At 57.5% G+C, this 26,926-nt stretch carries 22 protein-coding genes and 1 pseudogene; 22 read left to right on the top strand and 1 reads right to left on the bottom strand.

All coding sequences use genetic code 11. From position 1 onward, the window contains the following. Positions 1–219 precede the first annotated feature (219 nt). From HY011_14340 to HY011_14315, 6 genes are all read left to right on the top strand, one after another. A complete protein-coding gene (locus HY011_14340; protein MBI3424107.1) occupies positions 220–447 on the top strand; it encodes a hypothetical protein in 228 nt (75 codons plus the stop codon). Between the two features lie 164 nt (positions 448–611). Then, a complete protein-coding gene (locus HY011_14335) occupies positions 612–1,430 on the top strand; it encodes a VOC family protein (GenBank protein ID MBI3424106.1) in 819 nt (272 codons plus the stop codon). Between the two features lie 265 nt (positions 1,431–1,695). Further along, the gene (locus tag HY011_14330; protein MBI3424105.1) at positions 1,696–2,442 is read left to right on the top strand and encodes a hypothetical protein; all 747 of its coding nucleotides are present in this window, start codon (positions 1,696–1,698) and stop codon (positions 2,440–2,442) included. A gap of 401 nt (positions 2,443–2,843) precedes the next feature. Further along, positions 2,844–3,092, top strand: coding sequence for a hypothetical protein (locus HY011_14325; protein MBI3424104.1), 249 nt, complete (start codon positions 2,844–2,846; stop codon positions 3,090–3,092). Between the two features lie 199 nt (positions 3,093–3,291). Further along, entirely contained in the window at positions 3,292–3,774 is a 483-nt protein-coding gene (locus HY011_14320; protein MBI3424103.1) for a VOC family protein, read from the top strand. Further along, positions 3,771–4,394 (top strand): DUF4287 domain-containing protein, encoded by a 624-nt coding sequence (locus tag HY011_14315; protein ID MBI3424102.1) that lies wholly within the window; start codon positions 3,771–3,773, stop codon positions 4,392–4,394. The genes HY011_14320 and HY011_14315 overlap by 4 nt, the downstream gene beginning before the upstream one ends. Here HY011_14315 and HY011_14310 read toward each other — a convergent pair. Continuing rightward, positions 4,366–4,889 (bottom strand): annotated as a pseudogene (locus HY011_14310) (SAM-dependent DNA methyltransferase). The gene HY011_14315 and the pseudogene HY011_14310 sit on opposite strands and share 29 nt — an antisense overlap. A 49-nt stretch (positions 4,890–4,938) precedes the next feature. Between HY011_14310 and HY011_14305 the strand changes: the two are divergent. The 16 genes from HY011_14305 (at position 4,939) to HY011_14230 (ending at position 26,755) form a co-directional block, all read left to right on the top strand. After that, positions 4,939–5,307 (top strand): hypothetical protein, encoded by a 369-nt coding sequence (locus HY011_14305; protein ID MBI3424101.1) that lies wholly within the window; start codon positions 4,939–4,941, stop codon positions 5,305–5,307. 335 nt (positions 5,308–5,642) lie between these two features. Next, complete coding sequence (locus HY011_14300; GenBank protein ID MBI3424100.1) at positions 5,643–6,656, top strand: hypothetical protein; 1,014 nt, start codon at positions 5,643–5,645, stop codon at positions 6,654–6,656. Positions 6,657–6,668: 12 nt separating this feature from the next. Beyond that, positions 6,669–7,931 carry a DUF1887 family protein gene (locus HY011_14295; GenBank protein ID MBI3424099.1) on the top strand — a complete coding sequence of 421 codons (1,263 nt, stop codon included), beginning with the start codon at positions 6,669–6,671 and terminating at the stop codon, positions 7,929–7,931. 9 nt (positions 7,932–7,940) lie between these two features. After that, on the top strand, positions 7,941–9,716 hold the full coding sequence (locus HY011_14290; GenBank protein MBI3424098.1) for a hypothetical protein: 1,776 nt from the start codon (positions 7,941–7,943) through the stop codon (positions 9,714–9,716). Further along, positions 9,713–10,390 (top strand): hypothetical protein, encoded by a 678-nt coding sequence (locus HY011_14285; GenBank protein MBI3424097.1) that lies wholly within the window; start codon positions 9,713–9,715, stop codon positions 10,388–10,390. The genes HY011_14290 and HY011_14285 overlap by 4 nt, the downstream gene beginning before the upstream one ends. Beyond that, entirely contained in the window at positions 10,387–12,057 is a 1,671-nt protein-coding gene (locus HY011_14280; protein ID MBI3424096.1) for a hypothetical protein, read from the top strand. Before HY011_14285 ends, HY011_14280 begins: the two co-directional genes overlap by 4 nt. Further along, complete coding sequence (locus tag HY011_14275) at positions 12,054–13,652, top strand: hypothetical protein (GenBank protein MBI3424095.1); 1,599 nt, start codon at positions 12,054–12,056, stop codon at positions 13,650–13,652. The genes HY011_14280 and HY011_14275 overlap by 4 nt, the downstream gene beginning before the upstream one ends. Continuing rightward, positions 13,649–14,257, top strand: a complete 609-nt coding sequence (locus tag HY011_14270; GenBank protein ID MBI3424094.1) for a TIGR03984 family CRISPR-associated protein — start codon at positions 13,649–13,651, stop codon at positions 14,255–14,257. The genes HY011_14275 and HY011_14270 overlap by 4 nt, the downstream gene beginning before the upstream one ends. Further along, positions 14,241–16,325: a TIGR03986 family CRISPR-associated RAMP protein gene (locus tag HY011_14265; GenBank protein ID MBI3424093.1), complete on the top strand. Its 2,085-nt coding sequence runs from the start codon at positions 14,241–14,243 to the stop codon at positions 16,323–16,325. The genes HY011_14270 and HY011_14265 overlap by 17 nt, the downstream gene beginning before the upstream one ends. Positions 16,326–16,366: 41 nt before the next feature. Continuing rightward, positions 16,367–18,526 (top strand): TIGR03986 family CRISPR-associated RAMP protein, encoded by a 2,160-nt coding sequence (locus HY011_14260; GenBank protein MBI3424092.1) that lies wholly within the window; start codon positions 16,367–16,369, stop codon positions 18,524–18,526. Between the two features lie 566 nt (positions 18,527–19,092). After that, positions 19,093–20,667, top strand: a complete 1,575-nt coding sequence (locus HY011_14255) for an energy transducer TonB (GenBank protein ID MBI3424091.1) — start codon at positions 19,093–19,095, stop codon at positions 20,665–20,667. Positions 20,668–20,800: 133 nt separating this feature from the next. After that, positions 20,801–21,958, top strand: coding sequence for a TIGR02584 family CRISPR-associated protein (locus HY011_14250; GenBank protein MBI3424090.1), 1,158 nt, complete (start codon positions 20,801–20,803; stop codon positions 21,956–21,958). Positions 21,959–22,231: 273 nt separating this feature from the next. After that, complete coding sequence (locus tag HY011_14245; protein MBI3424089.1) at positions 22,232–23,974, top strand: hypothetical protein; 1,743 nt, start codon at positions 22,232–22,234, stop codon at positions 23,972–23,974. A 418-nt stretch (positions 23,975–24,392) separates the two neighbouring features. Next, entirely contained in the window at positions 24,393–24,929 is a 537-nt protein-coding gene (locus HY011_14240) for an RDD family protein (GenBank protein ID MBI3424088.1), read from the top strand. Between the two features lie 235 nt (positions 24,930–25,164). After that, positions 25,165–26,610, top strand: a complete 1,446-nt coding sequence (locus HY011_14235) for a hypothetical protein (GenBank protein MBI3424087.1) — start codon at positions 25,165–25,167, stop codon at positions 26,608–26,610. After that, complete coding sequence (locus HY011_14230; GenBank protein ID MBI3424086.1) at positions 26,603–26,755, top strand: hypothetical protein; 153 nt, start codon at positions 26,603–26,605, stop codon at positions 26,753–26,755. Before HY011_14235 ends, HY011_14230 begins: the two co-directional genes overlap by 8 nt. Positions 26,756–26,926 lie beyond the last annotated feature (171 nt).

Raw genomic sequence — 26,926 nt, 5'->3', positions numbered from 1 at the left:
AGTGTCTCGCACGATAACCTTCTTCAGTCACAAAATAATTTCCGAAAAGCGCAAATCAAGTATTGAATTTTAAGGGCGGTTTACTTATACTGTTTCAGTCTTGAAACAGTAAGTCAGACAGATCATCTTTCACAACAAACTATTGAGTAATGGCCGCACCGGTTTCGCCCACAGGCTTAAGCTGAAAGCCGAGTGTGTAGTGAATTGTTGTGTTTTTGAGTGTCCATTGCCCGCCGCTCCAGCTTAGCCCAACGTCGCAAGCAAGCGGTTTTGAACACGGTCTTTGAATGCGATTGCCTGTTGAAGAATGCCGCGTTGTCCTATGAACACAAGGATCCGGTCGGCTTCGCCGGCACAATTGCAGATGCGCGCGGTTTGCAGAGCATATCTTCAAACATTCATTCAGTGCGCTATTCGGTCTCGAACGATTATTCGATTCCTGCCTGAAGCACCACTTGACTCAGCCTGGGTCCGCGCCCCGCCAGCTTGGTTGCCCGCACCGAGCTGGCGGGGAACTTGCCCACCCGGGAAGGCTTCCGGCTTTTTTTAGCAAAGTTCTGTTTCACAATTAAAACAACGGTCACGACATATTTCAGAAGGAGAGTTGAGCGATGGCAGAGATCACCAGACATTTTCCCGGCACGTTTTGCTGGGTCGAGTTGAGCACGGCGGATGCTTCGGCTTCCAACCGGTTTTATAGCGAAATGTTCGGTTGGCGGCGCAGCTATATGCCGATGGAAGACGGCAGCTTTTATACGATGCTGCAACTGGATGGCCGCGACGTGGGCGCATTGCATGAGGCCTTTGATGAAACGCTGGACGACGAAATGTCCGCCAGTTGGCGTTTATACATCGCCACCGACAACGTAGATAAAAGCGTGCAGCAAGCCCTGGCCTTGGGCGGTGAATTGCTTTCGCCGCCACAGGACGTGAGCGATGTCGGGCGCGTGGCCGTGATGCAAGACCCTACGGGCGCCATCTTCGCCCTGTGGCAGGCGCGCAATCACATCGGCGCCGAAGTCGTCAATCAATCCGGCGCGCTCTCCTGGCAGGAATTGGTGACGACCGATTGCGAGACGGCCAAAAGCTTTTACAGCGGCCTCTTTGGCTGGCAAGCCCAAACGCGCGCTGTCGGAGCGCGCGCCTACACGACTTTCAAACCCAAAAAGAGCACGCAGGAATCGGGCGGTATGCAGCCGCTGAGCGAGTCGTTGGGCGACAACGGTTCGCAATGGCTCGCCTATTTTGCCGTCGAAGATTTTGAGCGCAGTTTGCGCAAAGCGCAGATGCTGGGCGCGAAGGTCAAAACCGCGCCGAGCGAGTTGCCCAGCATGGGGCGCTGCGCGGTGTTGGAAGACCCACAAGGCGCGCTCTTTTCCATCGTGAGCACGCCGCAGCAAAGCTATTGGGCCTTGCGGGCGGCGGCCTGATGGCTGCACCTGGATTTTTACGAGACAGGCGCAGACAACACAGACCATTTCATGCTTCCCTTTTTTGGTGGTCTCTGTGTTGTCTGCGCTTGCACCAGCCGCACGCAACGTGTCAGTAGCCCGCGCGTGAGCAAGGGCCGGTGGCTGGCAAAGAGAGCGCCCTTCCTTCAAGGTCGGGCTACTGGCACACCTTGCTAGTTCAAACGGTCAAACAAAAAGATGAATAGAAAGTACGGAGGTCGAGATGTCTGCAAAGCAAGAAAACATGTCAACACAAGAAGCCTACGATGAGGCAACCAGGCGGCAGCACCGGGCCGCCTGGGATCGCACGATTTTGGGGATCGCCGTGTTTTGCGGCATCGCGTCGTGGATTTTGGTTTATTCGCTTTTCCCCGGTCGGCATTGGGTTTTGCGTGGAGTGCTGGCGACACTTTATGTCTACGCGATTGAACGCGTGCTACTTCTACTTCGCAAAGGATTGATGACGACCTATGAAACGCCGCGCGAGATTCACACGGCCATCGCGGGCATTATGGGTTTGTTCGCGGTCATCGCAGTCAACGTCGTTTGCCACTTCGCGCAACAGATGACGAGTGCTTCGCTCAACCCTTATTTGCTCGAATATCTGAAATGGGGGTTGGTGGTTGTGCCCGTTGCGGTGATGGGGTTGGGTATATGGCTGCAATCGCAAGACCCCGAAGCGCGCCGCGATGCTTTAGACCGGCGCGAACGCGGCGAACGAGTCGAATTCAAAACCAATGCCCGCCGCGATGCGTTACGCCATCCGACTATGATTGCCACCAAAAACCTGATCGCCGAAATCACTGCCGAGGCGATGGCCGAAGAATGGATCGAAGAGGTACGCGGTGAATTGCCCGGTGCCGTGCGGGCGCGGCTCGACGCCAAATTGCGCACGCGCAACAAACCGCAACAGCGCAGTTATGACGATATGTATGCTTCGGGCTATGTGAACGGCTCGACCTATTACGATGAAACGCCGGGAAAATTCTAACGCCGATGGTTTCAGATGCCGCCCCGGTCGCGCGCGGACATTCAGAACCTTCCTTCCTCACAAAGGAATCATCGGCGCAAGTTCAACCCTTGCGTGACCGGCGCTTAGCGGAAGCGGAAGTCGAAAGCTTCAACCAACAAACGGTTAGCGACAGCGCTGTTGAAGAAGAATACGTTGAAGCACTCCAAAACGGCACTACCGGACACTCGGGCATCGTGCTGCCCTTTCATCCGCTTGGGCAAACGGCGGCTGGGCCAGTGGCCACAGGCGGAACTGGGGAAGTCCGACGCATCGCACAGCGTGAGGAACCAGCAGTACCGGCTCCGGCGCTTAAACCAGTGCGCCCGACAGTAGTCAAATCGCGGGTTAAACCCGAAGTCAAAAAAGGGGGGCCGGAAGCTATGAGTGGCACAAAACCGCCGCGTGTCGGCGTCAACATCGAATGGGTGCAAAAAGGCGTCGGCTGGGATTGCCGCGAAGTTTATTACGTCGGCAAACAGCGCCGCCGCCGCCATCTGGGCCACATCGGCAGACAAAAGTGGGAAGAGATGCAGCAGCAATTCGGCGGTCCCGCTCTGGAAGCCGTATTGCGTGAATGGATCGAGTCGCGCCGCAAAGAGAAAAAAGGCATTGGCCTCGGTGGCGAATAACCGGTCAAACCGCTCGCTCTGTGCCGTGATCGCGCGGGTTGGTTTGACTGGCTATGCGTCACCGTTACTGTCGCCGATTGATCACTGAGTTTGCGACAAAGACAAACCGCTTCTCCCATTTGATGAAGGGCGGCAAGTGCGAAGACGGCGCAGGCCAACGCCTCGCACGCTGGCAACTACCTGAAGGAGGGATGTGCTGATGAAAGGGCCATTGCTTTTATTGATCGTGGTTGGTTACATTGCCGTCGCCGTCTATTCCGTCGGCAAAACCGGCAGCAGCAAAGCTTCCTTGAAAACATCGGTGGCACCCGCGTCCGCGTCATTGAATCGCGTCACGCTGGCGACGAACAACATGGCCGCGATGGTGCGCTTTTACAACGAAGTCTTTGGCGCAGGACTGGAATCCGCGCCGCCATCCGGCGCAAGCACAACCGCGTGCCAGCAAGGCAATTTAGCTGGAATCAATTTACTGCTCTGCCCCAATCAAAGCGCGCGCGTCAAAGCTCCGCAAAATCGTCACCAGTTGCGCTTCGCCGTCACTGACATCGAAGCCGCCGTGCAAACAGTGCAAACCGCAGGCGGCAAAGTAGACGGCAAAGTCACCGAGCGGCACGGCGAAAAGCTGATTGCCGTGCGCGACCTCGATGGCAACACCATCGAGTTCACCCAAACAAGCAAATGAGCAAAGCCCGCCCACAAACCCGCTACAGCGTTCACCCCGGCATCGCGATGGTGCAAAAATGGATCGAGACTTTGCCCGCCAAAACGGGCCGTTCGCTCGCTGAATGGCTCACATTTATCGACCGCGCAGGCCCCGCCACCGAACAGGAGCGCCGTGACTGGCTCAAGAACGAATTTAAGTTGGGCACCAACACCGCTGGGTGGCTGGCCGAACGCTCGCTCGACAAAGGCGCGGAAGAGGACACGCCCGAAGGCTACCTGCAAATGGCTGAGCAATATGTCGAAGCCATGTTCTCCGGCGCCAAAGCCGGTTTGCGTCCGCTGTACGAAGAGTTGTTGAGCTTCTGTTTGAATTTTGCGCCGGACATCAAAGCCAGCCCTGGCAAAACCATCGTCCCGCTCTATCGCCATCACGTCATCGCTCAACTCAAACCCGCCACCCGCACCCGCCTGGATTTCGGCTTCGCCCTGGGCGGACTCAAAGGCGCAGGCCGCCTGCTTGAGACCGGCGGCTTCGCTAAGAAAGACCGCATTACTCATCGCATCGAAATCAAAACGCTGGCCGACATTGATGCTGAGGTCAAAGACTGGTTCAAACGCGCTTATGAGTTGGACGCTTAGGTTGGCTGGCAAGCCGATCTACGGCTAAGACACACAGTATCGGATTCATCGAACCGATGCGTAACATCGTCATTCCCGAATCGTTGTCATAGCCAGTCAACGCCCGCGTTTCCAAAAAATCGCACTTGGCGGGTGACAGCAAATCCCCGCCAGATGATGCGGCATGCCTTCTTCGTCGTAAATCAGAATTTCTGGGCTGGTGTTGGTTTTCAAAATGTGCTGATAGGCGTTGACCAGAAAGCCGCACGTCCCCGCTGCCGGATCGCAAATGCGCTCGGTGGCCTTGGGCGCAACCATCCGCACCATTATCCGAATGATGTGACGCGGCGTGCGGAACTGGCCGTTGCGTCCGGCGGTGTTGAGCCTGCTCAGCAGGTATTCATAAAGATCGCTCTGCGCGCCCTGATTCTGCTGAAAAATTTGCATCTCATCAATCAGCTTGCAGGCCTCGATCAACAGGCTGGGCCTGTTGATCTTGAATTCGGCGTTTTGCATCTGCAATTCAAACTGGAATGAAGTAACTGTCGCCCGCGCTGAAACGGAGATGCGCGCCGATCTGGCCGCTTGGCTGATGGAAGAAGCTTGTCGCGAAAGAGAGTTTCCGCGCGAACGTGGGCACGGTTATTGGCCCCCGCCCTATGCGCACGAACAAGCAGCCGTCGAGCACGCCGCACAGATGGCTGACCGTTACATGCAGGCCTTTCAGCAAACCTTGCAGGCGATGCGGGATTTGCGGCGGTATCCGTCGCCGGTCACGATCAACAATCCGCACAAGTCAATATCGCAGCGGATGGCGGGCAGCAGATCAATGCTGTTAGCTCAAAGGAATGATTTTTCAATCTTCATTCAACAGAATCTCAACCGAGACAGTGGGCTTACCGTATCTTCCTCCCCTCAATTAACCGCCCAATAATCAGTGTATAAATTGTCAAATGTTTCATCGTGCGTAGTCGTTGACGGCCAGACATTTTTGACCTAGACTGCGCCCCGCTCAGCGACCTTGGTGCCGAAATAGGGTTGGGCTGGTGAAGCCGCTAGCAGCTACTCGGTAGAATCACAGGAAACAATCAACGCACACAGAGTTGTCACGAACTTGGCGAAACCGCGCGTCCGGCGTGCTTGCTCACGCCCTTTTATCCTTTTGCTGCCCCACTGAAGAAGACGAAGACACGCCCGCGCGCGCCCGCAAGACCGCATAAACAGTATTCAGCACCGTCGCCCGCGCGGCGGATTTCGAGGAGCCCGTAGATGGCTTCAGTCGCCAAACCCACAATCGCGTCGCCCGCATCAGCGTCCACTCCGGCGCGGCACCAGATGACTGTCACGCCCTCGCTGCGCGCAACACTGGTCGAAGGCCTGAGCCAGATGTTCGCCTTCGAGCGCGGCGGCAGCGTCAAAGCGGTCTGCCTCTTTGCGGTCAGTGTGGCGACGGCGAGTTGGATCGTAGATTCGCTGCTGCCGGTGATTCAGGAAGCGAGCCAATATCTGATCGGCTGGTCGAGCGGCCCCGTGCCCGCGCATCATTTCACCGAGCCGCTGGTCAAACTGGTGCTGCCGTTGCTTGCGTTTGGTACGACGGTGGCCTTCCTGATCTTCAATGCGCTTCGCAACGCGCGGCCCTTCGTAGTCGCTTCGGTCGTCCCTGACCCACATCCCGGCTTTATTCTGCAACTGAGCGTTTATCAACCGCGCGGGCCGACGGGACAAAGCCGTTACGCAACGGTGGCGGAACTGCAAACGGCGGTGAATGACGGCGCGTTAGACCTGGCCGAACTCTTCAAAAGCAATTGGGGGCAGATGGCCTTTGCCGTGCGCTACCACGCGCCCGTGCTGCGGCATTGTTGGATCATCTGTAGGCTCGGCGCGCAAGGCTCGAGTCAGTACTTTGAAACAGCGACAGGCGTCGTCCAAACCATTGTCAAAAGCATCTCGGGACGCGCGGCGGTCTGCTACAAGGTTGAGATTGATGACGAGAACGACATCGGCCAGACGGCGCAAAGCGTGGCAGAGATTTACCGCCGCCTGCCAGAGACCGCGCCGGATTTGCGCCCGCACGAGATCATCGCCGATTTCACGGGCGGCACCACCGCAATGTCCGGCAGGATGATCCTGGCGACGCTGCACAAAGAGCGCGAGATCGAATACATCCGGCGTGGTGTGACGTTGACGCCGGAGTTGGATGCGGCGGGAGTGCGGGAACAGCGAATTGTTATTTCGCCGCAGAGGTTGCGGGCGATGGTTGAAATGTTTGAGCGGAAGTGAAAGGGAGGGTTGATGCCAGCGAATCCTATTCCAGATAACCTTCGCAGCGATCATCTGTTTTTACTGGTCGGCGCGAATGCACTGCCCAACTGGGTGGCAGCGAAGCTGCTTTTGAATGAAGACGGGCATGTCTATTTGATTTATACGGACGCGGTGAAAGACGAGGCGGCTAAACGGTTACGACGTGTTCTGCAAAAGGAAGGATTCAAGGTGAGTGAAGGCGATGACATCCTTACCCGCGAAGCCGATGCCCATGAAATTGCCCGCGCACTCAAAACGTCGCTCGACACGCTTAAAGGCAAGAGCGTAGGATTGAACTATACCGGCGGCACCAAAATGATGGCGGTTCACGCGCATCGAGAGTTTTCTAAAGTGTTTCGGGACAAAGCGGTCTTCAGCTATCTCGATGCAGGAAGCCTTAAGATGAAGTTTGACGATGGCAACGAATATGCCGTTGGCACAGCAGTGCAAATCACGCCGGAAACGTTACTGAAACTGCACGATGATTTCGAAGAAGGCAAGATGCCCTATGAAAAGGAAGTCAAAAGTCAGAACGCTGCCGCCGCACTCAGTCAGGTAAATTCCCATCGCGCTGGCGTCGAGACGTGGCGCAAGACCTGGCTCAATCTGAAAGAGGAATTTCCTACCCGCCAGGATTTTCTCGCCCAATTGAACCTTATCGAGGGCGAGCTTCCAAACAAACAGCAGCCGGATGCCCGCGCCCATAACAAAATCATCGCGGGGTATGACGCACTTCTTTTGGCGCTACAGGTCAATGCGGGCAATTCATTGGAGGCCATTGCTACAGCGAACGACTTTGGCACTAAAGAAAAGCTGGTCAATTGGTTGAAAGGCAATTGGCTCGAACATCACACGCTGAGCCAGCTTCGCCAAATCGCTGACACCGCTCAACTCAATCCGCAAGGCACAATACTCAACCTGATTGCTCGCAATGACGAAGACCGTTTGACTGAGTCGGACGTGCTTGCTTTGCGTGGCTATCAGCTTTTCTATTTTTCCTGCTTTGCCGGGAATGACCGCAAGGTGGCGAAATTGAAACTGCTGGAAGCAGTTGTCCGCGCGGCGCAACTAGGGGGAGATGAAGCGCGTGTTGCACTGGTAAGTTGTGTCGAGCAAGGCAAAGTGACCGCACTTGGCAATGAAGTCGAAAAAGAATGGGAAAATAAAGTGCGCGTCAGAGTATTCGGCAACGAAGACCTGGAAACGCTGGCGCATAAGTTGAAACGTTGGTTTGATCAGGCAGATAGCAAATAGAGGGAAACTATGCTGACAGACGTTGTGTTAACGGTCGTGGATACGGCGGCCATTCAGGATTACATATTTTCCAGTAACCGACTGCGCGAGAACCTGGGTGCCTCTCTTTTGGTAGAGGAAGCAACGGGCGATTGGGTGAAAGGCTTGCTGGTCAGGTTAAAGAGCAATATCAAGCCGGTGCGTCAGGCAAGCCGACGGGTTTTGAGCCTCGATGAAAAACTAGAGTTGGAACTGCATCAACTTGAAGCGGAGTTGATTTATGCAGCAGGCGGAAACGCTGCCATTCTATTTCGCACTGAAAATCTGGCCCGAAGCTTTGCGCAATCCCTTTCCCGGCACGCCCTCAAAAAAGCGCCGGGGCTGCAACTGGTCATCGCGCATCGTCAGATGCCTGTCTGGAATCCGCAGGCGAATGACTTGAAAGACGGCGTGCGAGAATTGATTGAAGGCAAGCTGTTAGAAAAGAAAAAAATGCGGCAGGCCGTGCCGATGTTTCAACTGGGATTGGGAGTATCGGCGAAATGTAGTTCAACGAGCTTGCCTGCTGTGCGCTCTAATCGTGGGCTGGAGCCGGAAAAAGCAAAGACCCGATTGATTGCGCGCGAAGCCAAAGCCAAGCTCGAAGTGGTCGATAAAGCGAACCGTCGTTTGCAATACCTCGTTGCCAAGCACGATGCGCAAGGCGAACTGGCTCGCCTCAAGTTTACCTACGAACTTGACGAATTAAGCCGCACGGCTGGCGAAGAGAGTTACATCGCGGTCGTGCATGCCGACGGCAACAGTTTGGGTGAGCGGCTTAAAAAGCTTGATGAACGCGCGCAAGATAACTTGCAGTACATCAAACTTCGGCGCGACTTTTCCCGGCAGGTTCGGGAAGCGGCAGAGAAAGCCTTGGTTCAGACGCTGGCTGTGCTGAATAAGCAAATTAGTGAACAAACCACTCCTGACAAGAAACGGAAAGAATGGGTGCTGACTGAAGTCCCGCCACAAGGCATTGAAGAGAAACACAAAACACAGATCGCACAAAAGAAGATCACACTGGCGTTGGATAAAGACGACAAGAATAAGCCTTACTGGCCGTTTCGCCCGTTGGTTTTTGGCGGTGACGACATCACGTTCGTCTGCAACGGTCAACTCGGCATGTCGCTGGCGGCGCTTTACATCGAAGAGTTCCGTCGTGCGACGGAAACAATGGAAGGCGGCCCGATTCATTCGAGCGCCGGGGTGAGTGTAGTTAAAGTGCATTACCCGTTTCGCCGCGCCTATGACTTGAGCGATGACTTGACCAAAGAAGCAAAGAATCATCTGGGCAAGGAGCGTGCGACCCGTTCGGCGCTGGACTGGCATTATTCGACGACGGGGTTGCTTGGCAGTCTTAACGTCATCCGTCAGCGTGAATACACGATAGAGGATGGAAAGAAAGACCTGTTGATGCGCCCAGTTCAAATCGCCGCACCAGATGATTGGCATTCGTGGGAAAACTTCCAGCAACTGATTGCCCGCTTCAATTTCGATGAACGTTGGGCGGGCAAGCGCAACAAATTGAAAGCCCTGCGCGATGCGTTGCGCGCCGGGCCGGAAGCCGTCCGCGATTTCCGCAGCACCTACAAAATAGATTCCTTACCTAAAGTGGCGAAAGCGGAAAGGCCTCACCAGGAGGAAGGTTTTGCCGGGAGCGTGTGTGTTTATTTCGATGCGCTGGAGGCCTTAGATCATCACTTGCTGCTGACGTCCGTCCAACTCGATTCAGGTGCAACCCGTGCCAAAGAGGAGCAAAAGAAATGACAAAGACTTTGACCTTGCGCTTTGAATTGCAGACGCCTGCCACGTTCGGGCGCGGCGGCGGACTAGCCGGTTATGTAGATCAGGAAGTCGAACACGACCAATACGGCTTGCCGTTTTTGCGTGGCCGGGCGTTGCGCGGCCTACTGGCCGAAGAGATCGAAAGCCTGCTGGATGCTTTGGGTGAACGAGCCGAGCTTTGGCGAACAACGCGCAACCGATTGCTGGGTGTCAGCGGCGCAATCAATGGCAGCGGTATCTTGCACATTGGCGATGCGCGTCTATCGGATGGTTTGTGGCGCTTGCTGGCTTGGTCGGTAGAGCAACGCGGCAATCAACGAGTCGGCGGCGATGCGCGCGTCCATGCGTCGTCGGTGCTGGCGGCGCTCACGGCCATTCGGCGGCAAACTGCGATGACAGAGCGCGGCGCGCCAGAGTCTACTTCGCTTCGTTCGCTGCGCGTCGTCCTGCCCGGTCTGCCATTTGAATCCCTGCTGACCTTCGATCAATCGCCCGACGAAAAAGACCTGGCCTTGTTGGCGGCAGCGACACTGGCTTGGCGGCGCGTTGGGGCCAGCCGCAATCGCGGGCGCGGCAACGTACAGGCTGTGATCGAAAGCCCTGAGAAAACCCGCCAATACTTCGAGACCTTTCAACAGGAGGTGCTGGGGCAATGAAAGCCATTCGCTACGACTTGGAATTGTTGACACCGGTTCTGGTCACGGAACGGCAAGGTGATCAGAACAGCGCCACTTCTGCCTCTTACTTGCACGGCGCTGTTTTACGTGGAGCCGTTGCCGGACTGTACGTCCAACGATTTGGCGCGTTCGATGCAGAGACTGACCTACAGGCGCGCAAGTTGTTTTTGAATGACCAGACGCGTTTTCTCAATGCCTATCCGCTGGGGGGCGAGGACGAAACACGCGCTTTACCTGCGCCGACTTCGTTGCGGTATAGCAAAGATGAGATAAAAAAGCTGAAGCGGAACGAAAAGCCCAAGACGGTTTTCGACTTGAGTCAGGAACCGTCTGCCAGTTCAGAGCGGTCTACCCAAGAGGACGATTACGAAAAAGTTGATGCCCCCTTCGTCTGGCTGAAATACGACGCCGTACAGCCGCAGCAACAGCGGCAGGTCAATGTGCATACGCAGCGCGATGCTGAGATGGGGCGCGCAACAGAAAAAGCAGGCGAAGTTTACCGCTACGAAGCCATCGCCGCAGGCAGCCGGTTTCAGGCGGTGATTTTGGCTGATGACGATGTCGCCCCGCTCCTCGTTCAGTTGCTAAGAGCGCAAACCTTGTGGGTTGGACGCGCGCGCCGCGCCGCGTATGGACAAGTCAAAGTGGTCGGCGAACCCCAAGTCGAAGCGTGGGGTGATTGGCGAGAAAACCCGAACCCGCCCACACAAGGGGTCAAGGAATGGGAACTGCTGAAGATTACGTTTACCAGCCCGGCGATTTTGCGCGATGAATGGGGGCAGCCGACGCTCTGTCCGCAAGCCGCGCTCGCAGCCAAGCTGGGCGTGACGTTGAAGCCGCAACCCCAATACTCCTTCGTTGAAAACTGGATGGTAGATGGGTTCAATCGTCAATGGGGTCTTTACCTGCCGCAAAGCCACACGATCAACGCGGGCAGCGTTTTTGTTTACGGCTTGGCTTCAGCCATCTCAGTGGAGGCAGTCAGTCAATTAGAAAAAGAAGGCATTGGCGAACGACGCGTGGAGGGCTTTGGCCGCGTGGCGGTGAATTGGCACACAGAGCCTGATTGCACGCGCAAATGCGCAGATCAAACGCTTGCCATCGAGTTGCCGGAAGCCTTGTCTGATAAAGAGAGAAAGTGCGCCGAACAGCTTGCTGAGCGAATCCTGCGCGCGGAACTGGACAAGGCCTTGCGCCGGAAAGCCAACAGCATCGGTGAAATTGAGAATGCCGGAGAATTGACGACCAATCATCAACTTTCTCGATTGCGCTTGCTCGTGCGTGAGTTGCAAACGGATGTGCAGTCGGGCAAGGGCTTAGACCACGCGCGCCTGACCGCGTATCTGGCGCAACTCGAAACTCGCCGGAGCACGCGCGAACAATTTCAGCGCATTTCCATCAACGATACGCCGCTGTTCGATTGGATCAATGAACTGCTGGGCATTGTCATCAAGGAAGATGGGGAAGTTGAAATTGATGAAGTGAAGGCCATCAGTCCGTGGGACTGTAAGCCGATCAACCTGTGCAACGGCATGGTCACGGCTGCGGTAACGCTACCACTGGCGCATGAATACACGCTCTGGTTGATTGATGCTGTCTTGCATCGCACCGTCAAAGCCAGAAAGAACACGGGAGGTAAGAAATGAATCAGTCACCTATCATGCCGGTCGCCATCCACCGCCCACGTACCACGCATCGCAATCTGACGGCGCGCATCATTGTTACGGGCAAGCTGGTGTTGACGCGCCCCGCCCATTTCGGCAACGGCGACGCCGATGCGGCGACTGATTTGCCACTGCTGTTGGATGAAGTGACCAAGCGTGCGTTGATTCCCGGCGCATCGCTGGCCGGGGCTTTGCGCAACTTTCTGCGCGAGTGGCAATGGGGGTACGAACTCGCGCATCCGTCACGTAGCGAGCAGGAAGATTTCAAGGATGGTGCCCAATACGAGTCAGAAATTCTGGCAGGCAGATTGTTTGGCGGACATCGTGGGTACAAAGACGGTGAGCAAAGCCCGTTGATCGTTGACGACGCTTACAGTTCACCCCCTGCACAGATCGAATGGCGTGACGGTGTGGCGATTGACGCGGAAACCCGCACCGCCACTGACGAGAAGAAGTTCGATTACCAGTTGTTGCCCGCCGGAACGGAGTTCGGGCTGCGCTTTGAGTTGTTGTTGGACAAGCACGCCAACTTGAATCAAGACCGCCTATGCGCATTGACGCTTGCGTTGCGTGGACTGGGCACGGGCGAGATCAGGTTGGGCGCGCGCAAGCGGCGCGGCTTCGGCTGTTGCGAAGTTAGGCAATGGGAAGTCACACGCTACGAATTGAACAAACCGGCAGAGTTGGTGGCGTGGCTGGCGGCAGAGCATCCCGAATGGGTGAAAGCCAGGCCGAAGCCAACATCTGGCAGCGACATCGCGGGCTTGCTGGGCGTCTCGCTCGACGAATTGCAAAGCGTGAAGGACTTGCGCGAGAGCTTCGAGATTGACGCGAGTTTGGCCGTAGACGGTTCGTTGCTCGTGCGCTCCGGTTTTGATGAACAGGATCGCGGGCCAGACACCGTGCATATGCAAACGCACAATCCGCGCACGGGCAAGCGGCAGGCGGTCTTGCCCGGCACCAGTGTCGCGGGCGCGCTGCGGCAACGTGCGCAACGCATCGCCAATACGCTGGCAGGCGCGGACGAACGAAAGCGCGAAGGCGTGCAAGCATTCATCAACGAGATATTTGGCCCACACGAGATCAAGGATGCCAAACAGGCGCGCGCCAGCCGAGTGTTAGTCAACGAAGAGTTCGTCAACGGCGGCCAGAGTCTGGTGCAAACGCGCATCAAGATTGACCGCTTCACGCAAGGCACCATCGAGGCGGCCTTGCTGGAAGAAGCGCCGCATTTCGGCGGGCAGGCCAACCTCAAGCTCAAGCTCCATCTGATTCCCAACGACCAAAGCGAAGCCGAAATCGGTTTGTTGTTGCTGGTGCTGAAAGACCTTTGGCTCGGCGACTTGCCGCTCGGCGGCGCAAGCAGCGTCGGGCGCGGGCGCTTGCGCGGGCAGACGGCTACGTTGCGTTGGCGCGCGTGGGGCAAAGCGCCGTTGACCGTCACGCTGACGGCGCAGGATAGCAGCGCGCTTGCGTTTGATGACGCAACGGCGGCGGACAAGCTTGAGCATTGCGTCGCCCAACTACAACAAGTGCCGTGGACTGAGTTGGCTGCGCTGAAGGAGAAACAATCATGACCGAATTCAAACCGGCGCCTTTGCCCAAACTGACGCCCATAACACCGCGCGACAACTTTGCTGAAAACAAAGGCGTGTGGCTGGTGGAGCAGTCGGGTGATTTAGCCGCGCCCGGCGAACAGATTTATGCGCTGATTCATCTGGATGACGGCGTGCTGTGGGGGCGCGTAGAAAACGGCGAACTGCTGGTTGCCGCATATCAAGATTGGACGCCCCCGTTGCGCACGTTGACGATTCAACAATGCCGCCTCTTCGGCTCGCAAGGTGAATTGTTCATCTGGCGTTTGTCGGACAGCGAATGGCGCGGGCGCAAAGTGCTTGACCAACCCGGCGCGGAATTCATCCCGGAACATCAACTCCTGCTCGGCAATCGCGAAGTCGCCAAGCTGACTGATGATTTCATGGCAATTCGAGAGGAAAGCACCGGCCTGCGACAGGTCGTGCCGCGCACAGTTCAGATTGATAATGACCATCGGTTGGCTTTGCTCGTTCACCATTACTTGAGCGAAGACGAAGACGGTCAGGCCATCATCAAATGCAGTCGCCTGGTTGGACTGGAAGAACGGGATTTAACCAAGGAGGTACGTAATGGCAACAGGCAATAACAACCGGCTCAAGCATTTCAATCCGACACGCCCGCAACGCACGGCACGCGCGCCTTACAACTTCGTGCCATTGCCGGAAAAGGTCATCACCGTTGACCAAGATAAGCTGCCGAAGCTGAACAGCTACGAAGAGGACACGCATACCGGCTGGTTCGATTGCGAGTTGGTGACGTGTTCACCCACATACGTGCGCGGGCTGATGACGCGCGAACAGCACGAAAAGTACGACCCGGCAGAAGAACGCAAGCTGACCGAGGCTGAACAGGCTGAGCGGAAGAAGGAGCGCGCGGGCTTTTATTCAACTGACCCTAAGCAAACCGTCGAAGGCCGCCCCGCGCCCGCCATCCCTGGCAGCAGTTTGCGCGGGATGATTCGCGGGCTGATCGAGATTGCCGGGTACGGCAAAATGCGTTGGGTGAATGACACGGTGAAAGTCACCTTCCGCGCAGTCGCGGCTGCGCGCGAAGACCCGCTGGCCGAACCGTATCGAGACGTCATCGGTGCGTTCAGCCGCAACGTGCTGGCCGGATATTTGCGCCAGCAACCCAATGGCGATTGGACGATTCAACCCGCGCTCAAGCCCAAACAAAAAGGCTGGACGGAACAGGCCGCTTACCTGAAAGTCAAAGAGGCCAAAATCCCCAGCGAGGCGATCAAGGATTTCTACCGCTTCGATGATTGGGATTATTGGCCGGAGTATTTCAAGGTCAGCTTCAACGCCGTCAACGAGCGCGGCAAACGCGGCACGTTCGTGCGCATCACGCAGATCGGCGATGTGGAAGACAACTACCAACAGCGCGGCGTGCTGGTTTGCAGCGGCAGCATGATCGAAGGCGGCAAGGACGAGCAGGCTTCGCCGCGCCGCAATCACGCGCTGGTATTGGAAGCGGACGAGCGCGCCAAGCCATTGAAGATTGCGTCCAAAATGCTGGACGCTTACCGCGAGAGCCTGACGCCGTTCCAGCGCGATGAACTCTGGGCGGAAGGCGGCTTGGAAGAAGGCGCGCCAGTGTTTTATGTGACCGCCAAAGATGGCGGGGTCTTCTGGTTCGGCCACACGCCGAACTTCCGCATCCCCGCGCGGAATGAAGACGGCGGGCTGGCGGCGGTGCGCGATTTCATCCCGGCCAGCTTGCGGCAAGATGCCAGCCAGCCCGATCTGGCCGAAGCGATCTTCGGCTGGGTAGAAGAAGAGCCAGGCAATCTCGATGCGCGCAAAGAAATCAAGCAACGCGCCGGTCGTGTCTCTTTCAGCGATGCCCGCTTTGTGGGCAGCAAAAATGGCGTGTGGTACAGCACGGCTGCCATCAAGCCCGCGCCGTTGAGCGGCCCAAAGATCACCACCTTTCAGCATTACCTCGTGCAGGACAAAACGCAGGGGCACGACCCGGATTTGCGCGGTTCGCTCGCTCATTTCAGCACTGGGGCCGAGATTCGCGGGCACAAGTTTTACTGGCACAAGGGCGACGCGAAGATTCCGCTGGCCGATGACAAGACGAAGGAATCGCAACTGACCCGCATTGAACCGGTCAAGGCTGGCGTGCGCTTCTGCTTCCGCGTGCATTTCGAGAACCTGCGCGCTTACGAATTGGGCGCGCTGGCTTGGGCGCTTTGTTTACCGGGCGAAGCAGGCAAGAACTATTGCCACAAACTCGGCATGGGCAAACCGCTGGGAATGGGCGCGGTTAAGATTACGATGACGCTGCATCTGACCGAGCGGCGCGAACGTTATGCGCGGCTCTTTGACGGTGGCAGGTTTGCGGATGGCGCGGCTGAGGCTGATGCCGCCAAGCTGGCTGAATTGCTGACGGCCTTTGAACGTTTCGTGCTGAAGGCGGTCGCGCCTAAGACCGGCAAGCTGGCTGATGTCCCGCGCATTCAGATGTTGTTGGCAATGCTCGAATGGCGCGAATGGAATGCGCAGTGGGCTGATCGCACGCGCTACTTGTTGATCGAACATCCGCAGCTTGGCAATGAATACAAAGACCGCCCGGTGCTACCTGACCCGTTGGCGGTTAGCGGGGTGAAGGCGGCAACATCGCCGATTGGTGTGCGTGCGTCGCGCTGAGTTGACTAGACAGACTTGAACTCGAATAGAGGGACACAACTATGCAGGGGAAAATTTCTCAGATTGATCGCCAAAGAAGAATTCTTCGCATTTCAGGGACTGATGGAAAAGTCTATGTGGCCGATAAAGCGGTACTCAAAGATTTAGACCTTAACCTACTCAATGTGGGGGATAGCCTTCATTTCGTTCCTGCGGGTAACAAGGGCGAGCCAAGAGTCGGGCGCATAGGCGAGGATCGTTTTGAAAGCATTACGTTACCTGACCCACCGAATTATTGTGGCGGGCCACGCCAGTTCAGAAACCCATATAATTTTGTGCGAATTGCCAGCCCCTTGCCAGAACAAGAAACTGCGTTCAAAAAAGCCTTTGTACCACATAATAGTTTTCATGGATTGTCAGGTACGATCACTTGCCGATTAAGAACGCTGACTCCTTTTTTCACGCCGGATTCCCGCACGATCAAACAGGACACAGAAGAGGGTAGTGAAACAAAAGGCCACAAACAGATGGATTACTGCTCGACAGAAGCGCCATCTAATAAACCACGCACCCCAATGATTCACGGCTCAACCATTCGCGGTGCCGTCCGTTCAGTGTTTGAGGCTGCAACAAACAGTGGCTTTACCGCCATTAGCTCAAAACAGTTAGATCGGCGTAGCTTACCAGGTGAATTCAGAGCAGCAGGAAGAGTTATTAAATTGCCGACGCAAAATATGCCTGGTGAGATACAAAAGATGAGGACAGTCAGAGTGCCTTTTGATGTCCTTGATCGAGATGCGAGTTGGGCAACGGATGGTGATGAAGTCTGGGCCGAGCTTGGCAATACCGCCAATAATAACGAGATCGTCGTCGCCTTGCATAAACAAAAGCCGGATCAACTCAAAGCCAAAAAAGGCTACGTGAAACTGACCGGCAGGCACATCATTACGAATGAAACCGGCGATAGTTTGAAGCGTAGTGAAAAGTTTTTTTATGAGGCTGAGAAGAAACTTTTTCGGTTTTCTACTGAGGAAGTGAAAGCCTACAACGAATTGATCAAGGCACAGCAAGAGCGTGCCAAGCAGCAACGCGACAGTTCTGAAAATGCGTTTGTTGCCGCAGAAATTCTCAAACGTGACAACTACCCATTGAAAGAAGGGCAACTGGTCTACTTCCGCGAAAGTAACGGTGATGCATGCGATTTGGGTTATGTCTCGATACCACGATACAGGTATCGGCATTCAGTGAGGGATTTGCTCGATCCTTTCTTTCATCCGGCCACTGATAATCAACAACTTGATCCGACTGCGCGGCTGTTCGGCTTTGTCAGTGAAGCAAAGCAGGGATCACCTCAACGGTCTTCATACGCCGGAAGGGTTTCATTCTCGGACGCCCACTTCATCGGCGATAAAGTCAAGCATGCAGCAGAGGTCACGCTCGAAATCTTGAGTTCTCCCAAACCCACATCCTGCGAGTTCTATCTAGTGAATGCTGATGACCCAACTGGCGTATGGATTGGTGGGAAACACCCGCGACATCGTAACTACGATGATGAGTTCATGCGCTTGCGAGGGCGCAAATTTTATTGGCACCAGAAAGATAAAGGCCAATATCAATGGCAAGAGAAACAAGGGATGAGGAAGCAGAACTCGCAAAACGCCACTGTCCGCCTACTGGCTGCGGAGAACGAGTTCCGCTTCATGGTTCGTTTTTCCAATCTCGAAGGTTACGAACTGGGAGCGTTGTTATGGAGTTTAGCGCTAGATGATGGGATGGCTCATAAAATGGGCATGGGAAAGCCAATTGGATTGGGCAGCGTCGCCATTATTGTCGAGGATGTTGTCTTGATTGACCGGAATACACGCTACCAAAAGCTCTTTTCAGCTACACATGAATCCTTTGAAGAAGGAAACCAAGCGGCTTCCAATTGGCGGGAAGAGTACGTGGCTGTATTTCAAGATTGGATGAAGCAACGATTTGGTCAGCCCTTCGAGCAGTTATCGAACATTGTTGATCTTAGCGCGATTCTGCAATTCCCGGTGGTTTACCAGCTATTAACACACTACCCATTGCTGGAGGGGACGAACGCTAAAAACTTCGAGTGGTTTATGAAAAACCGCAAGCCGGAGAAGATCAGAGATCGGCGCGCGCAAATACTTCCTTTTACTGAGCAGGTTGCAGGCGTGCCCGATGATCTGAAAAGGTGGCGGCAGAATGATTGAGAACAAAATGGCTATTCTCAACTTCACCCGACCGCTCACTACCCCCAAACCGCCGCCATTGAGCAACTCACCGGCCAATGCGTCGAGCGAGGGCGCCAGGAGCGTTGAGCGGTTAGCTCTTTTCCAATTTACGAAGGCAGGCTCTCCGCCAAGGTGCGGAAGACCTCGCCCGGGCGTGGCAATGCGCAAACCCGTGTGCTTTTGGCTACAGCGAAAATGATTTTTGTCTTGCACAAACCGATGTTCAGCTTGTAAAGAGCGCTTTGCGCCCTGCACAAACCGCTTGGTGCGCTGCCAACTCGATTTGCGCGTTGTAAAGCCCGGCCTGCGCGCTGCATAAACCGATTGGCGCCTTGCACAAACCGATTGATGCGCTGCACAGTCCGATTGGTGCTTGGCGAAGAACGATTGGTGCGCGGTATTAACTGATTTGCGCGTTGCTGATTCGTCTTTGCCTGGTTATGACGGGTGTTGGTCTATTGAACATGGGCAATTGAGCCTTTGAAGAGCTATCTCAACGTAATCTTTTCCTCAATCGAGCAAGCGGAAATGAGGTTTTGGCTGCGATGCTTCCTCCCAACTTTCTCACCATCCCCCAAATCCAGCACGAACGCCACGCCGGCAGCAAGCTGATGCATCTGACGACGCTGCTGGAATACTTGCTGAAAATGTACAACCCGGACGTCGCCGCCGCTGATGAGGGCAGAGAGCCGAAGGTGGGCGAGCGGGTGATTGCCTGTCAGCACAGCTTGAGTAATTTCACGCGGGTGCTGTGGGCGTTGAAGGTGCGGAATTCGTTTGCGCATGTGACCGGGAACGAGTTTAACGAACGGGATCATCAGAATGCGGTGAATTGTTTGATCGAGGCCATCGGCGATGTGTGCCGCCAACCGGCGATTCCGCCGGAACTCAAGCAGGCGATCTATCGCGATCCGGATGCGGATGTGCGGGGCAGGCAGGTCGAGGATGAACGCCAGCGGCGCGAGCAACAGGCGCAGGCGGAGCGCGTCCGTATCGAACAGTCTGAAGCGGCGCAGCAGGCGCGGGCTGAGGCGTTACGGTTGGAACAGGCGCGCTTGCAGCATGCACGGCACGAGCGGGAGTTGCAGGAACGCAAGGCTACGCGGCAGACCATTGCTGGTGGGGTGCGCAAGCTGGTGGTGTTGGGTGTGTTAGTAATGGGTGGGATGTTTGCTTATCCGAAGCTGTGGGCGCTTTACAAAGGCGATAAGGGCAGCGCGACGGTGGTGCGGACAGCGGCGGAGTTGGCGTTGAAGAAGGTGCGCGAAAAGCGGAAGCAGCGTGATTTTGTGGATTACGTCAATCAGGCGGAAGCGGCTTGGCGGGATGGCGAGATTGAGTTCAAGCGCGAGAATTTCAAGCTGGCGGAAGGGCTGTATCGGCAGGTGATCGGCAGTTGGGATGGGGTGAATGCGCGGCTGGCGGAGACGTTGAGCTTTGAGGAATTGCTCAAAGATGTAAGCGCGGTGCGTGGGGCGGCGGTGAATGCGCAGGCGCAACAGAAAGCCGTGGAGCAGTGGCGGCAGGCGGAAGAGTTGCGGCGGAATGCGATGAATGCCAGGAAGAGCGGGAATCTGGCCGAGGCGAAGAATTTGATTGTGCAGGCGCGGCAGCAGTACGAGGCGGCCCAGGCGGCGGCAATGACCGAAACGGCGCAGCCGAATGAGAATGGGGAGATTGCCGTTGATACGAAACCGGCGGGCGGCTCGGCGGAAGCGGCCCCTACGGTGGAGCCGACGGCGGCGGCGGTGGCTGGGCCGACGGCGACGGCGGAACCTACGGTCGAACGGCGGCCCAGGCCGGCGCCGGAACAGACGCCAGCGCGTGCGGCGGAAGACGAGACCTTCACGATCAGCGAGAAAGAGTTTTTGCAGTATGCGACCAAGCGGGTGAATGCGGTGTTGCCGCCGCAAGCCAAGAGCACGGGTGTTGCAGGGCCGGTGGTGATCAGGGTCTATCTGTCAAAGTATGGGCACCTTTCAAAAGCCGAAGTCGTGGAGGGCGAAATGCTATTGCGGAATGCGGCGTTGGAGGCCTTGCGGCAATGGAGCTTCCGGCCATTCCTACTGAATCGCGTGCCGACTGAGGTGCAGAGCGTGATTACGATTTATGTGCGCTGAGCGCGGACTGATTGTTTGTATGTTCGACAAGCTGCCAGCTTGTCGAAGTCTTGGCTGGTAGCCAATTGGTTTTACGGCCACGCCGCGACAAGCTGGCAGCTTGTCGGACAACCCGCCCAACCATTCGTACACGATGAAAAAAACAACTCCGACAAACGACAACAAACCAACCGCCAAGCAGCACATCCTGGTGGCGGTCACGGGCAATACGCCGCAGATCGTGACCGAGACGTTGTATGTGTTGGCCGTCGCGCAACAGCCACCGATTCCGATTTCAGAGGTCTACATCCTGACGACGGCGAAGGGGGCCGAGATCGCTTGGGCGAAGCTGGGCGGAACTGACGGGGCGATTGCCGCGTTGCAACGCGAGTATGAAATCGGGGGCGAGATTGTCTTTAACAAAGAGAACATCCTGGTTTTCAAACGACGGTATGCGGATGGCAGCGAGACGCCGCTCGATGACATTCGCTCGTCGGCGGATAACGAGACGCTGGCGTCGGAGTTGTTGGGCTTCATCAAGGCGTTGACGATTGATCCGAATGTCGTGTTGCACTGTTCGCTGGGCGGCGGGCGGCGCACGATGTCGGCCTATATGATGCTGGCGCTGATGATGTATGGGCGCGCGGAGGATGAGTTGACGCACGTGGTGGTGACCGAAGAGTTCGAGACGAATTCCGATTTTTTCTTCCCGCCCAAACAGAATCAACCGCTGCCGATTCGGGTGGCCGGGAACAAGCTGGCGATTATCAATACCAGCGAAGCCAAGTTGGAGGTGGCGCAGATTCCGTTTGTGCGCTTGCGCAATACGCTGGGCGAAGACGTGGGCAAGGTCGAGCACGGTTTGCAGGAGCTGATTACGATTGCGCAACAGCGGCTTGACCGCACCGCGCCGCAGCGGCTGGTGATCGAGCTGGCCGGGCAGCGCGTGCGCTTTGGCGCGCGGGCGGTGACGGTGCGCGGCGTCAGGCTGGCGTTGCTGGCCTATTACGCCGATGTGAAGCTCAATCGCTGTGTGCAGCCGAACCTGCCGGTGTGCGGCGCTTGCCAGGAATGCTTTACCACCCCGGCGCTGACGGTCGAAAACTTTCAGCAGTTTTACAAACGGCTTTACGTGGGCGTTGACAGCGCAGACGCGCCTGCCAGCAGGCTCGATACAAATTCGCTGCTGTCCTATCACACCAAGCTCAATCAGACGTTGCGCCCGCTCTCGGCCAAGATCAACGCGCGGCGCAAGTGGGGCGAGACCACCTACGGGTTGAATCTGGATAAGAACCTGCTCGAAATTCTTTAGCACCCCGGGTACGCACGGCTGCCAGCCTGCTGTCTCGACCTAAGGCTGACTGCTGCCGGAGGGTTTCTTTTGGCATCAATCGGTCTCCTGCCAAGACGGCAGGCCGGCAGCCGTGCGCACCCAGGGGGCAGCCTTTCTGTCCAAGTGCCAACAACCTTTCCGCAACCTTTCCAGCAAGCTTGCTGCCAGCATTGTTTTGCTGCGCTTTGACGCCCTCGGCCTTATCTTCGCCGCGTTTTCAGGCAATCGCAGAAACAACAAAGGAGGATTGGTATGCAAACTGGAGAACGCAAACAGATCGCCTTCAACCTCAACAACGGCGCGCCCGAACAGCGGCGCAAGGCGGCGGAAGAGGCCGTGCCCGTGTTGCGGCAAGAGCAGCGGCGCTTGAGCGAAAAGGCGCTGCGGCAGTGCCGTGAATATGCGGCGACGCTGGCGGCGTGGACTTCGCGCGACGCGGGCGAGGCGCGGCGGCCCATGACGATCGAGGGGGATTTGCGCGATGCGCGGGTGATCAACCTGAGCGCGCTGTGCCTGGCCTTGACCGAGTTGGTGTTGACCGTCGTGGTGGCGCTGGTCTTTGCCGTAAGCGCGCCGTTTTTATTGCTGGTGGCGCTGGTCTCGATTTTTGCGCTCAAAGTGGGCGTGCTAGCGCTGTGGCGAAATCCGGCGCAACCGCAACAGACGCGGCAACGGTTGCGGCGCTATGTGATCGCGCCGGCGCTGGTGCTGACGATGCTGTCGCTGGGCGCGTTGCTGTTCGCGCGGTCGGCGGGCGTGCTCGCGTTGTTGTTATTGCCCTTCATCAATCTGGCGTTGTGCGCGCTCTCGCTGGGGTGTTTGGGCTTGGCGGCGGGGCTGTTTGCACTGGGCTATTTGATGTCTTGGAGCCGGCACGCCGAGAACCGCTTCAACGCGCTGGAACGCGAAGCCGTCGAGACCAACAAGGTGTTGCAGCGGGCCGAGCAAGTGGCGCAGGAATTACGCCCGCGCCCCGCGCCCCGCCAAGCGGTGCGTGAAGCCGGCGGCGGCGAAGCCGGAACGCACAATTGGCCGCAAGTCGCCGCGCCGCGCGTGCCGGTGACGAACACTACGCTGCGCGCCGGCGCGCTCGTCCGGCGCAATGGCGTGTGGCTGGCCGCGCTGGTTGCGGCGCTGGCCGTGGGCGGCAGCGGTTGCCAGGCGCAGGCGGATTGGCGCAAAGCGTTCGCTCCGGTGAGGGCCGCGAGTGCGCCGCCGCTTGCGCCCACACCTGCGCTAACCACAGCGCTGCCGGAAACTGCTGTTGAGGAAACTGCCGTTGAGACGCCTGCGGGCGTGTGGCTGGAATTGTGGCTGGATTGGTCACGCAGCGCGGAAGATCAAGCCTTTGCCGAGGCCGTGCGGACGCTGTTGGCCGCGTTGCCGGAGTTGGCGTTGACGCACGACATACGGCGGGTGACGGCCTATCAGTTCGGCGACCGTGGTTGGAGCGCGGCGGAAATCGCGCGGCTTGATTTGCCTGCGCCAGTGGCGGCTGAAGTGAGCGAAGCAGGCGTGCTTTTCAAAGGCGCGCAGCAACAACAGGCGGCGCAGGCGCGCGCGCAGCAATTGGCGGCGCTGCGGCAACGGCTGGCCGTGCTCACGCCGGAAAAACTGTTGCCGGGGAAAGCGGTCGAACCGCCTTGCACCGATGTGCGCGGCTGCTTGCTGCGCATTGCCGCGTCCGCGCGCCCGCAACGCCGGCTGGTGGTGCTGATTACCGATCTTGACGATTCGTGTTCGCACCAATTACCCGCACTCTCGCTCGCTACGGCCAACGCGGCGCTGGTCGTGGTGATTTTGCCGGAGTTGCCAACAGCCTCGACCGCTTTCCGCAAGACGAGACCGCTTCCCAGCCCTGCTGAACTCTGGTCACAACGGCGCGCCGAATTGTTGCGCGCGGCGCCGGGCGCGGTGGCGATTCCGTATTTCGGCGAGCCACGCGAGGCGGTCAAGCAGGCGCTCGCTAAATTTAGTACTGATGTTACGCCGTAAGAAAGTTCGGCTCGGATTTGACAATTCTTTGCGCCGGAGGCGCGCGGGAGACTAGCCGGTGGTGGAGGCCTCGCCGCAACCACCGGGACCCGGCATGCCAGCCACGCGCGCCCCGGATGGGGCGCAGGACTGAGCTTGTCCGCTACGCTATTGCAACTTCCGCGCGGACACGGGAGCAAGGTTAGACACTGTTGTGTGGCTGTTGATTGGGGAGGCTTGTCCTGCGCCCCATCCGGGGCGCGGGGCGTGTGCGCCTGCTTCCGGTGGTTGCGGCTAGGCCTCCACCACCGGCTAAAATCCGCTGCGCCTCCGGCACACAGAGGGTGTCAACCTTTCTTGCAATTCTTCGCCTGCGTAACATCGGTTAGTAGTCAAACCAAGGGCTAAAACCATTCGCTACTTACAAGGAGGAAACGCTATGTCTTTACTACGTTCAGACCAAACTCAGGTCGTCGCTGATTGGCCGGCGCATGCGAATGCAGCGGTGACCAGCAACGGCGCGCTGGTTTCAGGCAAGCCGGCGTTGTGGCGGCGCGGTTTGGCGGAATTGATTGATCGCACAGTGCCGTTGCCATTGTTGGCGCTCATCTTTCCCAAATGGGTGGTGGTCGTCTTGCTTTATCACTTGCTCTGCGAGGCCGCGCCCGAACGGCGCAGCGTGGGGAAATGGGTTTGCCGCCTGCGCGTGGTGGCGGTTGAAAGCGGCGTAAGGGCTGCGCTCTGGCAGGCTGTCGCGCGCCGCGTGGGTTCGGCGCTCTCGCAAACGGCGTGGTGCAGTTGGCAATGGTGGCCGTGGGCCGTGGGGTACGAAATCGCGGCGTTGATTTGTGTGTTGCTCAGCCCGGCGGGCCAGCGCCCGGAAGATTGGGTGGCGGGGACGCGAGTGGTGACGGAGCGCGTGTTTCGTCAGTTGCGATTGCACCAATCTGCGACGGCGAAAAGCCAAGACGGCTGAGCGCCGCCCTGAGTGCGCAGGCGTCTCGCCTGCCATAAAAGAAGCGGCGTAGCCTTCCTTGTTCCTTAACATCGCAAAAGGCGAAAGCAGGGATAAGGAACGCTACGCGGCTTTTCTTACAGCAGGCGAGACGCCTGCGCGCCCAGGGGGGAAGCAAAATTTTCACCGCGCAAGGACACTGCTTGTCCCTGCGCGCGAGGTAAACGTCAGAGTGAAGCGAAGGGAGGTCTCGCTGATGGATAAGCAACAGCGTTTTTTTGAACAGTTTTGCGAGTTGAGCAGTTTGATGGCCGCCTGGAAACAGGTGCGCGGCAATCGCGGCGTGGCAGGCGTTGATCAAATGTCGGTCTATGCATACGAAGCCAATTTGCTGGGCAATCTGGCGGATTTGGCGGCGCGCTTGCGCGAGGGCCGTTATTTGCCGATGCCGCTGGTGCACTTTCAGGTGCAAAAAGCCAATGGCAAGCAGCGCACGCTGGGCAATGCCACGGTCGAAGACAAGATCGTGGGGCGGGCGCTTTACGACCTGCTCGAACGCGTCTGGGAACCGAGCTTTCTGGAATGCAGCTATGGGTTTCGCCCGCAGCGCAATGTCGAGATGGCCGTTAAACGCGTGCTTGATTACCGCGTCGCTGGCGAGGGTTTCATCGTGGATGCCGATCTGGCCGATGCCTTTGGCAGTCTGGATCACGAGCTCGTGCTGGGGCTGATCGGGCAACGCTTGCGTGACAAACGCTTGCTGGGGCTGATTCGGCTGGTGCTGGCGGCTGGCAATGGCATGCAAACTGGGGCAGGGAACGAAACTGCCGTGCCATTGGGCGAGCGGGTGGCTGACTTTACGACAGGAGCCGTCAACGATGCGCTGACGCACATGCTGGGTGGTGATGGCCACGGCGCTGGTTATGGCGCTTATGGCGGTTACGGCGCGCTGCACGGAACCGAGGCCATGCCGCCCCCTTTGTCACAGATGGAGGCTGCCGCTGATTTGCGCAAGGCGGCGCGCCACGAAGCTTATAAACGATTGGGCCGCGATGCCTTGTTATTGGGATTGACCTATGTGGGGCGCACGCGACGGTTGCTTTCGCCGGCTTCGTTGGCGCTGACGGGCGCGGCGGTGCTGGCAACGGCGGCCTACCCGAAAGCCGCGCAATTTCTGCGTCAGCGGTGGGGCGCCTCAGCGCAAGGGGCGGGCGGTGTGGGCGCGGTGCAAGGTTCGCCGCTCTCGCCGATGTTGTTGAACATCGTGCTGCACGAATTCGACGTCGCCATGCTGCGGGCTGGGTTTCATCTGGTGCGGTATGCCGACGATTGGGTCGTGACGACGCGGGACGCCGCGAGCGCGGAACGGGCGCTCGCATTTGCCGGGCGCAAACTGGCCGAGTTGCATTTGCAACTGAGCGCGGAAAAAACGCGGATTTTGCGCTTTGAGCAGGGGCTGGAATTTCTGGGCTACCGCTTTGACCGCTTTCAATTGACGGCCGCGCCGCCGCCCGCCTCGACACAGCAGCAGCCGGTCAGAGTGTTGCTGAACGAAGCCGCTTCGGCCTGGCGCGAAAAGGCCGCGCCCGCGCTTTCGCAATTTGGCAAGCAGGCATTAGACAAAGGCCGGGCGGGGTTTAACCGCGCGGCGGAATTGGTCAGACGGCGGAAGCCGGATGACAGGAGGAAGCGCTATGACTGAAGACCCGGTGATCACACATTTGAATTTGATCGCGCGGCTGTTGGAAGCGGCCGGCTATGCGGTCGAGGTCGTCTATTCTTCGGCGCTCGTCATCGTTTGGTTGAACGAATGGCCGGTCGTCGTCGAAGTCAAAAGACGTTCGTAAACCGATGCTCGTGTCAGTAGCCCGCGCGTGAGCAAGGACTCGGCTGGCGACAGAAAGCCCTTGCTCACGCCTTGTCATTACCCAAATCTTTTCAGTTGCGCGCTGAAGGCGCGACGGACATTAGCCGGTGGTGAAACCACCGGAATCGCGTCGTTATTGGGGTTGCGTCCC

The organism is Acidobacteriota bacterium (assembly GCA_016196035.1).
Classification (GTDB): Bacteria; Acidobacteriota; Blastocatellia; order RBC074; family RBC074; genus JACPYM01.
The sequence above is the reverse complement of the archived record's forward strand: the minus strand, read 5'-3'. Positions and strand labels throughout refer to the sequence as shown.